This is a genomic window from Chitinophaga sp. RAB17 (assembly GCF_052114225.1).
In the GTDB taxonomy this organism is placed as follows: domain Bacteria; phylum Bacteroidota; class Bacteroidia; order Chitinophagales; family Chitinophagaceae; genus Chitinophaga.
Window position 1 is genome coordinate 210458 of the sequence record NZ_JBFREI010000014.1, and the last position, 14683, is coordinate 225140.

Consider the following 14683-nt stretch of genomic DNA (forward strand, 5'->3'; position numbering starts at 1 on the left):
GAGATCCCTGATTTTTTATTAGATAGTACCGGTATTCTTAAATCAATAAACCTGACAGTATTAATGGTAGCAGCAAATATTTACCAGCAACGGATAGATCAGTTCAATGAATCGATGAGAAAGGAGAAAAGATTAACCTCTATTTTATCGTGGGCACGGTTAATCAGTTTCCTGCTGGTAGGCACCAGCGTGGTACAGCTGATCAGGAACGGATGGATGGGAGGCTGGCTGGTGCTGGCCATAGCCGGGGCTATTGCATTTGCCCGGTTACTGATACTTTATACCAAAGCACTGCAAAGACTTCAATTATTCGAAACCTTGCTGGAGCTTAACAGGAAGGAGTTACAGCTTGTCACCTCCTGGCAGTCATCGTTTGAAGACGGGAATGAATTTGTGGATGATAAGCATGATTTTACCAGTGACCTGGATGTATTTGGACCATCTTCTATCTTTCAGCATATCAACAGAACAGGTACTTTGTCCGGTAAACGTATGCTGGCAGCAGCTTTACGTACACCGCTTAAAAGTAAGGCTGCTATCCTGGATACTCAACGGGCCCTGAAAGTGTTGGCCCCCGAATTGGAGTTCCGGCAACTGCTCACCGCTAATGCCCTGCTGGCAAAGGAAGAGGAGAGTGACCGCCGCGAAATTGCCGCTTGGTTGGAAATGCCTTTCCATTTTATCAATAGTAAACTGATAAATATTGCCATCTGGGCAAGTCCTTCCCTGGCAGTAGCCGCCATTGTGTATGGTAGCGTGAGCGGGCATTGGTATCCCTTAACGATTATGATTGTGGTGAATTGGTTTTTATTGGGCATTAATCAAAAGGATATTATGGCCCAGTATGGGCTTATGTCTCATAAGGAGCGCATATTGGACAAGTTTTCGATTTTGCTCAACCTTATTAAAGGTGGTTCTTTTAAGGAATCGACATTGCTTCAGGAGCAGCAGGATATTGCGAAAGAGGCCGATGTGGCATTGAAAGGGCTGGCGCGTGTAAGCGGTGCCTTTGATCAGCGTTTGAACCTGTTGGTAGGGTTAATCCTCAATTCCCTGATGCTGTACGATTTTCATTGTATCCTGCGACTGGAGCGCTGGAAGCAGCAACACAAGCTCCATATCGTCAAATGGTTTGATGTGATTACGCAGTTCGAATTATGGAATAGTATGGCCACTTATGCGTATAATCATCCCCAGTTTTCCTGGCCGGAACCACAGGAAGCGTGTGTACTGGAGGCTACTGCGCTGGGGCATCCATTAATCCCCGCCAGCGAATGTGTAAAGAACGATGGTGCTGCCGGGAAAAAAGACAGTTTCCTGATCATTACCGGTTCTAATATGTCCGGGAAGAGTACCTTCCTGCGCAGTGTGGGCGCCAATTTGCTGATGGCCATGTGTGGTGCGCCCGTATGTGCGGAACGACTGATTTTCAGCCCTATGCATATCATGACCTCCATGCGGATCAAAGATTCCATTGCCAGTCATACGTCTTATTTTCAGGCAGAATTGCTGCGTTTACAGCATATTATCCGTCAATTGAAAACAGGGGAGCGGGTATTTATTTTATTAGATGAAATTCTCAAAGGCACTAATTCGGAAGACAAACTCTCCGGCTCCCGCAGCCTGATCGAGCATTTCCTGCAGTATAATTGCCTGGGGATGATTGCCACGCACGACCTTGAGTTGGGTCAACTGGAAGATGCGTATCCCAATCGGATCCGAAACTACTGCTTTGAAAGCACTATACAGGACAACCATCTTTACTTTGACTATCGCATCCGGGAAGGCATTGCTCGTAATAAGAATGCCACCTTCCTGATGAAACAGATGGAGATTATCTAACCTTACCGCTTAAAACAAATTATGTAAATAACTAAATATTTTAGTAGTTTTACTAAAATATTTAGTCTATGACTTTGCCGTTCCAGGAAGGGGGATCAGAGCCTCAATATTATAAAGGCCGTGGTGCGCAGATAAATCCGAAGAATAAATTTCTGACGGACGAATATGCGCAGGAACACGCCGAAGGTATTGATGAGTGGTGGCAGGCGGATGTACCCACCCAGATATTTGAAGAACATGCAAAGACGCTGGTCAACAAGGTAGATAGTCCGGATGTGGGGATGTGGTTTTCCATGAACCCCTACCAGGGTTGCGAGCATGGCTGTATTTACTGCTATGCCCGGAACTCGCACCAGTATTGGGGCCTGAGTGCCGGTCTTGATTTTGAGCGTAAAATCATAGTGAAACATAATGCTCCTGCACTGCTTCGTAAGTTCCTGGACAACAAGAACTGGGTGCCCAAGCCCATTTCCCTGTCGGGCAATACTGACTGTTATCAGCCGGTGGAGCGTAAGATGTGGCTTACCCGTCAGCTGCTGGAAGTAGCGCTGGAGTACAAACAGCCGGTGGGCATCATTACTAAAAACTCATTGGTATTACGGGATCGCTACCTGTTGCAACAGCTGGCCCAGGAGAACCTGGTATGCGTATACCTATCCGTTACCACGCTACAGGAGGATCTGCGGTTGAAAATGGAGCCCCGTACGGCTACTGCGGTACAAAGACTTAAAGTGGTGAAAGAGCTGAGTGATCTCGGTGTGCCCGTTGGCGTTATGACGGCCCCCATTATACCCGGACTGAACGACCATGAGATTCCCCGCCTGCTGGAAGCGGCAGCGGCCAATGGGGCCAGGTATGCAGGCTATACGGTGGTAAGGCTCAACGATGCTGTGAAGATCATTTTTAATGACTGGCTCTATAAAAACTTTCCCGACCGGGCAGATAAAGTATGGCATCTCATAGAAGGAATGCACGGAGGCACCGTGAATGATAGCGAATTTGGACGCCGGATGAGAGGGGAAGGGAACTTCGCGGACCTGATTAAGCAACAATTTAAAATTCACACTAAAAAGAACGGATTGAACCAGGATCGCTTCGAATTCAATACAGACGCGTTCCGACGGCCAAATTCACAATTGAGTTTGTTCTGAGATAACCGTATGAAATAGTTGCAGTTTAAACTAAATGTTAAGTCTAGGAAAAAAGTAGGGTGTTTTTTTGTGTAATAAAAAAAATAAAAATTATCTTTGTTCCAAGAACAAAAATAACTGTGCAACTTATATCAACATACAAGATTTTAGCGATGGCCTGCAAACAAAAGCAGGTCAAGGCCAGATTGCGGGCGTGTTGCACCGATTGTTAACGATAGAAAAAGTTATCAAACGATATAAACAAAAGTCCCGCACTAGAGAAAGTGTGGGACTTTTTGCTTTTGAAGCAGTACTGAAATGACGACATTGAAAGAATTTCAAAAGATAACTGTAATGCAAAAAAAATACACCTCATGGTGTAAACGGGATGGCTTTGCCTTTAAAAAGCCATACGGACATGGTATGCGGTAATGTGAGATCACTCTCTATACATTATTACTCCCGGTCCGTAAATACGGCCGGGTTTTTTTGTGGCCAAATCCGGCATAAAAATGGCAAACAAAATATTTTTTAAATGAAGTTATGCGCTAACCCATTTCATTAGCAAACAGCAAAGTGCATAATCCCAAAAACGTTAGATGATGAGAAACGTTATTCAAATTGTAAGAGAGGCTTTACTCACCAATTTCAAAGAGTTGGATCAGTGGTTTGAAAAAGACCAGGCATTACTGCACTTCAAACCAGACCGCGATCAATGGAACATCAGAGAAGTATTGGAGCATATTACGCTGACCAACTATTTCCTGCTGTTGATTATTAATAAGAGTACCCGTCGTGCGCTGGAACGTAAAAAGACCGGCCACACCGTGATACTCCCCGCGGATTACCAGGATAAATTAGGTCAGATAGACGTCATCGGTAGCAAATCCTTTGGTTGGGTAAGGCCTGAACATATGGAACCTACCGGATTTAAAAATATACAAGAGGTAAAAGCCCTCCTGAAACAGCAATATGCACAATGCATGTATAACCTGTCTCTCCTGAAAAATGGAGAAGGAGTACTTGTATTCACTAACATGTCTGTAAATCAGCTGGGTAAGCTCGATATATACCAATACATCTATTTCCTCACCAAGCATATTGAACGGCATATCCGTCAAATGCAACGGCTCCAGACAGAGTTCGAAGAGAGTGCGGTATTAATATAATTTTTTAAGGTCGACCATCAACATCTGTATTTGTTAGTCCCGATTGGTTACTGAAGCCGGAAGTATGCACACTTCCGGCTTTTTACTGCTGTTAAAACTGACTATCTACAAAGGATATACGCTGAAGAGCGTAGATCAGCAGGATCGTTAAATAACCTATATCTACGATCATTTACCATAAATGTTAACAGCAAGGAGATGAGTAGATAGGGTGTATGTAATGGTGCACAAGAATAGTTCCGATCCGGTACAGGAATCTTGAAACCCGCTGCAGGTAATAGATACAGCCGTTAATTTTTTAAATAAAAAAGTGTTGCTAAATAAAGCATAGAAAAAATATTTGAAAATATTTTGTTAAAAATTTGCAATATCAAAATATATCCTGTTATCTTTGCATCGTTAAAATTGATAATAAAAAACTTATAAAAATGAAACGCTTCAATCTATATATGGACAACGCAATTCCTTGCTCCGAGCAGGGCAGTGGCGGATTCCGGGCGTTTTATGTTTACAGGTAGATCAAGAATATTTGTAAAAATAACAGAAGCCCGGGTCCTTGGATCCGGGCTTTTTTGTTATCGTTTTTATGATAATGAATTTACCAGCAATTACAGAACGGGTTCAGATCCGCCGCAGTAAATGGTTTCAGGATAGCATTAATTCAATTAATGTTAAATGGCCGGGTTATGTCTTAACGTAGTGTATACGTTAACGTTAGTAACCCGGTCCGTGAAAACAGACCGGGTTTTTTTGTGTTGCAAAAAAAGATTATTTGAGGAGGTACATATAAAACAGGCAGGCGGAGTAATCCTGCTCCGCTTTCTTCTCCTTTTGAAGATATATTTTTTCGTCTCTGTTTGCAATTTAACCCCCAACAATCAGGTTATCATAAGGATAACTTGTAATTTCCCCCATGATAAATATGATTTACCCAGGGCTCACCGCCCTGGGAAATCTTTATCAGCAGGAAGTATTCACATTCAAGAGATAACGTAACATGAAGCATATAGTTAATAATAACATCGAAATCACTGATGGTGAGCATTTTGATCCGAAGGGAGTGTATACCGTTAATTTTAATGCGATTCCGGATATCAACAATATTTATGAAGTAGATGGCGATAAAGCCGCCGCTGCTTTTGCAAAAACATATGTAAATATTATTACGCATACCCATCGCTATACCGATTATGATAACAAAAAGAAAAAGTATAAGCATAATCAAACACTGATGGTGTTGAATAATAACTGCGTAGTAGCGTTCTGGCAATCATGGTGCGAAATATTGCATAATGGACAAATTCCGGCTTTCGTTACCGAAGTAACGGAGATGGTTACACGCTATAAAGAAAAGCAGCGCAGAGAACCACATGAAATAAATCTCATCACCAGTGGACGTAAAGGACTGGAGCTGAAAAGCCTGGAAATAAAGCGTACCCGTCTGGATATCGGGATGTTTTATGATGAAGAATTTAAAGAGATCGATAAAGTAATACAGCAACGACTGAAGAAGGATAAAGACAAGGGGATTGTATTGCTGCATGGCTTACCAGGAACAGGAAAAACGACTTACCTGCGTTACCTGATCGGCAGAATCAAAAAGCGGGTACTGTTTGTTTCTCCCGACCTGGCTAACAATATTATGAACCCTGAATTCATGGAACTGCTGATTGATAATCCAAATTGTGTGGTGATCATTGAAGATGCAGAAAATGTAATTATGGATCGTAAGTTTTCCGGTAATTCTTCTGTATCTAATTTGCTGAACTTATCGGATGGCTTGCTGGCAGATTGTTTGAATATACAACTCGTATGTTCTTTTAACAGCGACTTATCCGCCATCGACAGTGCTTTATTGCGTAAAGGGCGGTTAATCGCCAAATATGAATTTAAGCGGCTGCAGGTGGATAAAGCACAACAGCTATCAAAGCACATGGGCTTCGACAGCGTGATTAATAAACCCATGACGATTGCAGAAATAGCGAATCAGCATGAACCTTCTTTCGAAAGGAAGCAACATGTGATTGGGTTCAGAAGAGAAGCGCTGGAAGAAATAGCATAAACTGAAAATATGACTAACAAAAGAAAATATTTGTCCATCTATATCAGCATGTTAAGGGAGTTCCGATCGAACACCTAAACATGTTTTATGAACGATTATTTATTGGAGTTAAATGACCTGCTGTCTGCTTCACGTATAAGAGCGTCCAGGCAAAGAAAGCGTGCTGCCATTATGCATCAGGACAAGCAAATGCTGAAACTTTACCGGGAGAAAATGGCCTTATGGGAAGTTTTTGACCGTCGCGGTTACGTACCATTGGAACCGCCCATTGTAAAAGGGTACAAACGCTTTTTCGTATTAAGGGAAGATGTAGCGCGGAGTAAAGATGCCGGATTTTATCAGGGTATTCTTGATGAAATTAACACAGTGACTTATTGCGCGGAAAAAAGTTTCCGCGTGAGCAAACGCTACAAAAGAAGATGGAGGTATATTGATTATGTACAACAGTTGTATAAACCAGATGAAGCGACCTTTAAAATGATGGGATTCGGACGGCGTGCAGCGGAATGCTTTGAAGAAGTCATTAAGCAGGATAAACGTACAAAGAAGCCGGTAAAGAAATATCGATTCAAAGAACCCTGGCGTTTTGTACTCAGAGTAAGACCCAACATTATCATGCAGCGGAGAGCAGAGGCGCCGGAATTACTGGCCAGGATCGATCAAATAAATCGTTTCCTTGATAGGAATAAATTGCAGCCAAGACTTTATAAGATAATGGATGGCTGGTATGACTGCTGGAGGAGAGAGTGGCTGGGCGATTGCAATGGCCGGTATCTCATCGATAGATATTTACTACCGGATGCCTTTATACGAAAAGAAGTAGAAGAGGGAATTGGCGCAAACCTATTTGTTAACCTTAAAAAACTAAAGTCATGAAAAAAAATCAAATGTCCATATACAACAGCTTGAGCAATCGCTTCCACAAAAAAGTGGAAGCAATTAAGTGGGAAATGAATCATTGGTTATGGACACTCCGATACAAACGGAAATTGAAAACTATATTGCAGCATCACGAATAAGAACAGTCAGAAGAAGAATACGTGATACGCGCAAGCAATTTGAAAAGCAACTATTACAGTTGCGCAGAGAAGAGAGATCTCTGTGGGACGCATGGGGGAAGCGCGGATATATGCCCCTGGAACCGCCGGTAATGAAAGGTTACAAGCGTTTCTTTGTTTTAAGGGATGATGTGGCCAGAGGGAGGCAGGCGGAATTCTACCAGGAGTTGCTAAAGAAAATCAACACGTATGATTATAGTCATCGGAAGGATTTTAAAGTGAAGAAGAGATCTCATGGAAGAAAGAAATTAGTGGTGAGAGAGCAGCATTTAGCGCAACCGGATCTTGATCAGTTTATAAAATTAAAGTTATCTGCTAAAGAGGCGGATTGTTTTGAAGAACGTCTTTTCTTTCATAGACAAAGCCTGATACCAGTCCGGCGCATGGTTATTAAAGAACCCTGGAGATTTGTGTTGCGGGTAAGACCCAATATGATCACACAAACGAGGATGATAATACCTGAGCTAAGTTCACAAATTCAACAGTTGAAGAATTACATAGATCATCATTATTTGGATCATAAGATCAGGAAATTAGTGGATGGCAGCGTATACCGGTGGAGTGGCTGGCTCAGTATTGAAAAAGGAAAGTATAAATTTAAGAAGAAGCCCCTGCAACAAATGTTGCAGGAAGAATGGTATGACAAAAATAACCCCATATGTCAAATTTTAAAGTAGGCGGTAAAACCTTACTGGAATTAGGTTACCCAAAAAGTCCTGTGTTCCGTTTAGCCATCAATGTAATGGACGAACATTTCAGTCATCTGACCCGTGACGAAGCGATAGATATTTTGAAGAAAGTGTTGGCAGATCCTGCTGCTTATGTAGCGGATGATAAGTTAGGGAAGGTGGCAGAACAGTTGCTGACCCCAACTGCGCCGGAAGAAATTGCATTGCGTGAAACGCCGGTGCCATACGTCGTTTTCGGGCTGGACAATATTGCGGACGGCGCGATACAGCAGCTGAATAATGCAGTTCGTTTACCCGTAGCCGTAGCCGGATCTTTAATGCCGGATGCACATCAGGGGTATGGGTTGCCTATAGGTGGGGTATTGGCTGCCGATAACGCCGTGATTCCTTATGGTGTCGGGGTGGATATTGGTTGCCGTATGTGTTTGAGTATACTGGATTTGCCGGAGCAGTCCTTGCTAACAAATGAAGACGAATACAAGAAGCAGCTGGTGAACTGGACAAAATTTGGTGCGGGCGTGGAGTGGAAGAAAAGAGAAGCTGATCCGGTATTGGAAAGAACTGAGTTTAAGGAAATACGTTTCGTGAAGAATCTGTTTGATAAAGCTGCTGGTCAATTGGGAACTTCCGGTTCCGGTAACCACTTTGTGGAGTGGGGAATTGCGACTATCACAGATGCACAGAATGAGTGGGGATTAGCACCTGGTAATTATGTGGCGTTGCTATCGCATTCCGGTTCCCGTGGACTGGGGGCGCAGATAGCGGGGCATTATACGCAGGTGGCAAAAGATCTTTGTCCGTTGCCGGAGAAGGCGAGGCATCTGGCTTACCTGGATCTGAATTCAGAAGCAGGACAGGAATACTGGTTGGCTATGAATCTGGCGGGTGATTACGCGTCAGCCTGTCACCATTTGATTCATAAGCGGCTTATCAATGCAATGGGTGCTACTTTGCTGGCAAGAGTAGAGAACCATCATAACTTCGCCTGGAAAGAGACATATGAGGGTAAAGAAGTGATTGTGCATCGTAAAGGGGCAACCCCGGCAGGTAAAGGCGTACTGGGAGTGATTCCGGGATCTATGACGGCACCTGGATTTATTGTGCGGGGAAAAGGAGAAGTAAGCAGCCTGCAGTCAGCATCGCATGGTGCAGGGAGGCTGATGTCCCGTACTCAGGCGCAGAAATCAATTACGGACCGGCAGTTAATGCAGGTATTGCAGGAGCATGGGGTTACGTTGATTGGAGGAGGGTTGGATGAAGCGCCCGGTGCATACAAGGATATCAATACTGTGATGGCAGCCCAAGCAGACCTGGTGGAAGTGATAGGGAAATTTGTTCCTAAGGTAGTGAGAATGGCCGATGGCGGACCTCCGGAGGACTAATAAAGATATATGCAATGACGCGATGGCGGAAGATGACGAAAGTTGTTTTCCGCTTTTCGTTTTTATTAGTCTAGTGAAATAGTAGGATATTTAAATTTTATTACTTATCATTGTGGTAGTTTACCACCACCAGATACTTATTTATGATACCTATACATGGGCTGGCACCGTGTATGAGCCTATGTCTTATGATCAAGGATTTCCGGATTTAAAATTTAATAAAGTGCATTTAAACTACCTGGCATTGGCAGTTCCTTTTTTCCTGACATTCATTGGGTTGGAATACCTGGTGTCACGTAAAAAAGGCAAGACTTATTTTAAGTTTAATGATTCCATTACCAACCTGAGTGTGGGTATTGCCGAGCGCTTACTGGATACGTTTACCGTGGGGCTTTTCTATTTTGTATACGATTACCTGTATCGTCATTACGCCATATTTGATATTAAATCCAGTGTATTGTTATGGGTAGCTTTACTGATATGTACCGATTTTATCTGGTACTGGTATCACCGGTTGGCGCATGAAGTAACGGTTTTTTGGTGCGCGCACGTAGTGCATCATCAGAGTGAAGAGTTTAACTATACTGTATCCGCGCGTATCACGGTGTTCCAGGCATTTGTACGTACTGGTTTCTGGGCAATACTGCCGGTAATAGGTTTCCCACCCGCCATGATCACGAGTATGCTGCTGGTGCATGGACTATATCCGTTTTTTATACATACCCGTACTATTGGCAATTTGGGTATTCTTGAATATATCCTGGTTACACCATCTCATCACCGGGTACATCATGCCAGCAATCCTCAGTATCTAGATAAGAATTATGGAGATGTATTTATCATCTGGGATAAGTTATTCGGCACTTTTGTAAAAGAAGAGGAGGAACCGGTGTATGGTTTAACCAAGCCATTGGAAAGTAATAGTTTTCTATGGCAGCATTTTCATTTTATACTGGAGATGCTTTATTCTGCCAGGCAGGCGAAAGGATGGCGAAACAAGCTGCGTATTATTTTTGGTAAGCCGGACAATGTTGATCCGGGAGCACGGGAGGTGCTGGAGGAGAAATTCCTGCTGCGTAACCCTCATATAACGGAAACGCCTAAGTTGTTTAATTATGTACTGTGGCAAATAGTAGTCACACTGCTGGTATTATTTTCCTTCCTGTTACTGGAGCATTATGTACCTGTATTTATACAGGTATGTGTAGCCTTGCTGATATTGCTTACGCTGATCAACTGTGGTGCTATTATGGAGCAAAAGAAGTGGGTATTTTATCTGGAGTATGCCCGTTACCTGGTGTTATGTTTTGCGGGTTACTATATATGGCCTCATCCAGGGTTTCTTTGTGCAGCTGCTATTATTATGATTACTGCTTTTTATTTCCAGTCACATCTGAAAGAACATTATCTACGGCTGGTATATGGTTACTACCGTTCATAGCTAAGATAGTCCGGCCTGAAAGTTATTTCGGGCTGGATGATACTTTCATGTTAATGTTTAGGGATAAATTATTGTCTTGGAACCTGCGATTTGAGTATTTTCCGGGCGAAATGTATCCTGCTTTTGATAGTTCCCAATGGTTCCTGTAGAATATTTGCAATCTCGAAATATTTGTAACCCTCGTAATAAAGCATAAATGGCTTTTTGAAGATATTGGGCAAGTGGTACACTGCCACATGAATATCTTTCATTTGTAAGTTAGAGGCCGCTTTATTGGTGACTGTATGTTGCTGATAATTTATGAAGAAATCGCTGGCGCTGGGTTCTGCGACCATGCGATGTTTCAGTTTTTTCCTATAATGATTAATAAAAATATTCCGCATAATGGTGAATAGCCAGGCGCGGATGTTGGTGCCTTCCAGGTATTTCTCCTGGTTGGAAAGGGCTCTGAAAAGGGTTTCCTGGTAGAGATCTTTTGCCTGTTCGGCATCTTTCGTGAGGGTAAAAGCAAAGGGTTTCAGGAAATCAGCGTTTCCAATAAGCAAGGTGTTAAATTCAACAGACGACATAATGTTTAAGTTTTGCCTTAACTAATTTAAACAAAAAAAGGGGTAAAAGATGTATTCAGAGGATGCCAAGGGGCGGTTAAAACATGACATTTTTTAGTTAATACAATTGATTCTCAAGCAATTTATCCCAGGCTAATACTTAGATCAATAAAAACGGTGGTAGTTTAAGTAGTAATCGTAATTTTTCAAAACAGGTAATTCATGGACAACTCTCAGATAGATAAACGTAAAAGAATAACAAAAGGATTTTAATAAAAAGGATTTATTGTATTAAGTAAAATCATATATTATAATTATCTTAAAATTAGCCGCAGGATAATATTTGGACGCATATTTGCAAGAGACATTGCAAATTTTAAATTATATGTTTCGACAGGTAAAAAACACTTCCTGATATTTTCAGTACAAAAGTGGTAGTAAATTTGATTGCTCTAACATTTATATGTTATTTTTAATAGATTTGCAACTCATTTGGCATTTCGTCCAACTGAGTCCGGTTAATTATCCAAAAAAGAATTATTAGAGAGTTTTTATCCTATTAATACATGTTCAAGAAGATTTTGCTGATCCAGCTGTTCCTGTTTTTTGCTTGTTGTGTGAGTGCACAGGTCCCATCTATAAGCCCGGGTCAGGCTAGCCAGGTGAATGTTGATAATTTATCCGACGATCAGATCAAACGCATTGTTTCTGAAATGAAGCAAAATAATATGTCAATGTCTGACATTGATTCATATGCTGCTCAGAAAGGAATCCCGGATAGTGAGGCTGAAAAGCTAAAAGCGCGTATTTTACAGCTTGGTTTGGATAAGTCATTGGACCAATCATTAAAAAAGCCTGCCGGTTCGCAATCTAATGGAGATGATTATAAAGGCCGGTTGTTCAATAACTCCGATACCTCAACCATCGATTTATTCAAGCAGAAAACGAGTGTCGATACCAAACGTAAAAGAATATTCGGTGCGGAGTTGTTCAATAACAAAAACCTTACTTTTGAGCCTAATCTCAGGATGGCGACTCCTCCAAATTACAAATTAGCTACTGATGACCAGGTAATGGTTGATGTATATGGCTACGCAGAAGCACAGTATAATCTAACAGTTACATCTGAAGGATATGTTMGAATCCCTAACCTTGGACCTGTTTATGTTAATGGTCTTACTATGGAAGAAGCCAAGGCCCGGATCACAAAGCAGCTATCAACTATCTATTCAACTATTCCTGCAGGAAAGACATTTGTTCAGGTTTCATTGGGAAATATTCGTAGTATCCGCGTCCTCCTGATAGGGGAGATTGAAAATCCAGGAACTTACACATTGCCTTCCTTAGCCTCTGTAGCAAATGCCCTTTATGTATCCGGAGGACCTAATGACAATGGATCATTCAGAAATATACAAGTGATCCGGAATGGTCAACCCGTTGTTACTTTCGATTTATATGATTTTATTTTCAGAGGAGATTTGACTAATAACATTATTTTACAGGATCAGGATATTGTAAAGGTTAATCCATACAAGACAAGGGTAGAATTGATTGGTGAGGTGAAACGTCCTGCCATATTCGAGGCAAAAGATAACGAAACACTGCTTAATATTCTTGATTTTGCAGGTGGATATACAGATGCTTCATTTAAAGAGAATATTACTGCTTATCGAATTAATAATAAGGAGAGAGAAGTCATCAATGTGCCTGCTGATATGATTGCTACGTTTAAATTGAAGCCTGGAGATCAGTTTTTTGTTGATTCAATCTTAAACCGCTTTAGCAATCGGGTGGTTATTACAGGTGCTGTTTTCCATCCCGGAAATTATGGACTGGAATCTGGTATGTCAATCGCTGACCTTATTAAAAAAGCGGATGGAGTAAAGGAAGAAGCATCAATGAACCGGGGCATTGTACGTAGGCTGCAGGAAGACTTTACACCAGCGATTATCAGCTTTAACGTGCAGGATGTTTTAAATGGTAAGACGGTGATTCCGTTGAAAAAAGAAGATGATGTTATTATCTTTTCAAAACAGGATTTGCGAGAAGAATATCGCATTGTTATTAGTGGGGAAGTGAATAAGCCAGGGATATTTCCTTTTGCAGACAGTATGCATCTGGAAGACTTAATTTTATTGGCTGGAGGACTTAGAGATGCCGCTTCGTTAAAGCATGTTGAAATTTCCAGGAGGATAAGAAAGGGCGATTATGATAGTAAGGATAGTACGAGAGCGATTATTAAACAGTTTGATATCAGTGCCGACTTAAAAAATATTTCCGACGAAAATGTTGTACTGGAGCCGTTTGATGAGGTTGTTATTAGGAAATCCCCGGCTTATAGTGAGCAAGCCAATATGCGTGTAGATGGAGAGGTATTATATCCAGGGTCATATTCCATTTTAAGCAAAGCAGAACGGATTTCAGATGTTATTAAAAGATCGGGAGGCCTTAAACCGGAGGCATTTCCAGAAGGAGCCCTACTGTTACGTAAAACATATTTGAATAGTGGAGATAGTGCGCTGTTATCAAATAAACTGGAATTATTCTATAATAAGTTGCAGGATAGTTCTGATATTACCAGTGTAAGAAATACAGTAAACCACCCTTATCAACTCCTGGGCATAAATCTTGACAGGATAATGAGTAGGCCCGGATCCAAGTATGATATTCTGCTGGAAGAAGGAGATATTTTGAAGATTCCTAAAAAATTGCAGACAGTGCAAGTTTTTGGAGAAATCTATTTTCCAAAAAAGGTAAGGTACGATGCTGATGTACGCTTTAGAGACTATATCAGAGGCGCAGGAGGATTTACAGGTTCTGCCCTCAAAAGGAGAAGCTATATTGTTTATGCCAATGGAGAAGTAAAGAATACCCGTAAAGTATTTTTCTTTAATAAGTACCCTAAAGTAAAGCCCGGAGCTGAAATATACGTGCCAACCAAGAAAGATAGAAAAGGGCTTACTCCACAGGAAGGAGTGGCAATAGGAAGCGCAGTAGCATCATTAGCATTAGTCATTGTGACTATTTTAAACATAGTCAAATAATTATTTAAGCAAAGTATTTAAGTTCATGGGTTACTCCGAAGACACTATAGATCATACCGAAGATAAGCCTGATGTATCTTTCAGAGACTTTTTACTCAAATTATCTGATTGGTTTTCTTTCTTATGGAAAAGAAAATGGATCATTATACTATTTGGTGTTATTGGAGCTGGATTGGGATTAACAGCAGCTCTTATAAAAGCAAAAGAGTATGAAGCACAGCTCTCCTTTGTGCTGGAAGACAGTAATGCAGGGGGCCTTGGAGCCTATGCCGGTTTCGCCAGCCAATTTGGATTAGATATTACAGGAGGCGCTTCCAG

Annotated in this window: 11 protein-coding genes; 10 read left to right on the forward strand and 1 reads right to left on the reverse strand. The window is 41.6% G+C overall.

The genetic code is table 11. The features are described 5' to 3' along the window. The first annotated feature begins 63 nt into the window (after positions 1–63). From AB4Z08_RS31690 to AB4Z08_RS31725, 8 genes are all read left to right on the forward strand, one after another. Positions 64–1842, forward strand: coding sequence for a MutS-related protein (locus AB4Z08_RS31690; RefSeq protein WP_441577792.1), 1779 nt, complete (start codon positions 64–66; stop codon positions 1840–1842). Between the two features lie 68 nt (positions 1843–1910). Beyond that, complete coding sequence (locus AB4Z08_RS31695; protein WP_441577793.1) at positions 1911–2993, forward strand: PA0069 family radical SAM protein; 1083 nt, start codon at positions 1911–1913, stop codon at positions 2991–2993. 581 nt (positions 2994–3574) lie between these two features. Further along, positions 3575–4141, forward strand: coding sequence for a DinB family protein (locus AB4Z08_RS31700; RefSeq protein WP_441577794.1), 567 nt, complete (start codon positions 3575–3577; stop codon positions 4139–4141). Between the two features lie 997 nt (positions 4142–5138). Then, positions 5139–6203, forward strand: a complete 1065-nt coding sequence (locus AB4Z08_RS31705; RefSeq protein ID WP_441577795.1) for an AAA family ATPase — start codon at positions 5139–5141, stop codon at positions 6201–6203. An 87-nt stretch (positions 6204–6290) separates the two neighbouring features. Next, the gene (locus tag AB4Z08_RS31710) at positions 6291–7079 is read left to right on the forward strand and encodes a hypothetical protein (protein ID WP_441577796.1); all 789 of its coding nucleotides are present in this window, start codon (positions 6291–6293) and stop codon (positions 7077–7079) included. 88 nt (positions 7080–7167) lie between these two features. Then, positions 7168–7938 (forward strand): hypothetical protein, encoded by a 771-nt coding sequence (locus AB4Z08_RS31715; protein ID WP_441577797.1) that lies wholly within the window; start codon positions 7168–7170, stop codon positions 7936–7938. Continuing rightward, a complete protein-coding gene (locus AB4Z08_RS31720) occupies positions 7920–9332 on the forward strand; it encodes an RtcB family protein (protein ID WP_441577798.1) in 1413 nt (470 codons plus the stop codon). The genes AB4Z08_RS31715 and AB4Z08_RS31720 overlap by 19 nt, the downstream gene beginning before the upstream one ends. Before the next feature lie 223 nt (positions 9333–9555). Then, positions 9556–10773 (forward strand): sterol desaturase family protein, encoded by a 1218-nt coding sequence (locus AB4Z08_RS31725; RefSeq protein WP_441577799.1) that lies wholly within the window; start codon positions 9556–9558, stop codon positions 10771–10773. Positions 10774–10841: 68 nt separating this feature from the next. On the opposite strand, the gene AB4Z08_RS31730 is transcribed toward AB4Z08_RS31725, so the two are convergent. Then, the gene (locus AB4Z08_RS31730) at positions 10842–11342 is read right to left on the reverse strand and encodes an RNA polymerase sigma factor (protein WP_441577800.1); all 501 of its coding nucleotides are present in this window, start codon (positions 11340–11342) and stop codon (positions 10842–10844) included. Positions 11343–11887: 545 nt separating this feature from the next. On the opposite strand from AB4Z08_RS31730, the gene AB4Z08_RS31735 reads away from it, so the two are divergent. Both AB4Z08_RS31735 and AB4Z08_RS31740 read left to right on the forward strand, forming a co-directional pair. Next, positions 11888–14365: an SLBB domain-containing protein gene (locus AB4Z08_RS31735; protein WP_441577801.1), complete on the forward strand. Its 2478-nt coding sequence runs from the start codon at positions 11888–11890 to the stop codon at positions 14363–14365. A 25-nt stretch (positions 14366–14390) separates the two neighbouring features. Next, a partial coding sequence (locus tag AB4Z08_RS31740) for a Wzz/FepE/Etk N-terminal domain-containing protein (protein ID WP_441577802.1) occupies positions 14391–14683 on the forward strand: 293 nt, incomplete at its 3' end.

What these genes read in the sequence shown, in the direction of transcription:
- AB4Z08_RS31715 (WP_441577797.1), top strand. Translation starts at nt 7,168, where the DNA reads ATGGACACTCCGATACAAACGGAAATTGAAAACTATATTGCAGCATCA.
- AB4Z08_RS31695 (WP_441577793.1), top strand. Translation starts at nt 1,911, where the DNA reads ATGACTTTGCCGTTCCAGGAAGGGGGATCAGAGCCTCAATATTATAAA.
- AB4Z08_RS31705 (WP_441577795.1), top strand. Translation starts at nt 5,139, where the DNA reads ATGAAGCATATAGTTAATAATAACATCGAAATCACTGATGGTGAGCAT.
- AB4Z08_RS31720 (WP_441577798.1), top strand. Translation starts at nt 7,920, where the DNA reads ATGTCAAATTTTAAAGTAGGCGGTAAAACCTTACTGGAATTAGGTTAC.
- AB4Z08_RS31700 (WP_441577794.1), top strand. Translation starts at nt 3,575, where the DNA reads ATGAGAAACGTTATTCAAATTGTAAGAGAGGCTTTACTCACCAATTTC.
- AB4Z08_RS31730 (WP_441577800.1), bottom strand. Translation starts at nt 11,342, where the DNA reads ATGTCGTCTGTTGAATTTAACACCTTGCTTATTGGAAACGCTGATTTC.
- AB4Z08_RS31690 (WP_441577792.1), top strand. Translation starts at nt 64, where the DNA reads ATGGTAGCAGCAAATATTTACCAGCAACGGATAGATCAGTTCAATGAA.
- AB4Z08_RS31710 (WP_441577796.1), top strand. Translation starts at nt 6,291, where the DNA reads ATGAACGATTATTTATTGGAGTTAAATGACCTGCTGTCTGCTTCACGT.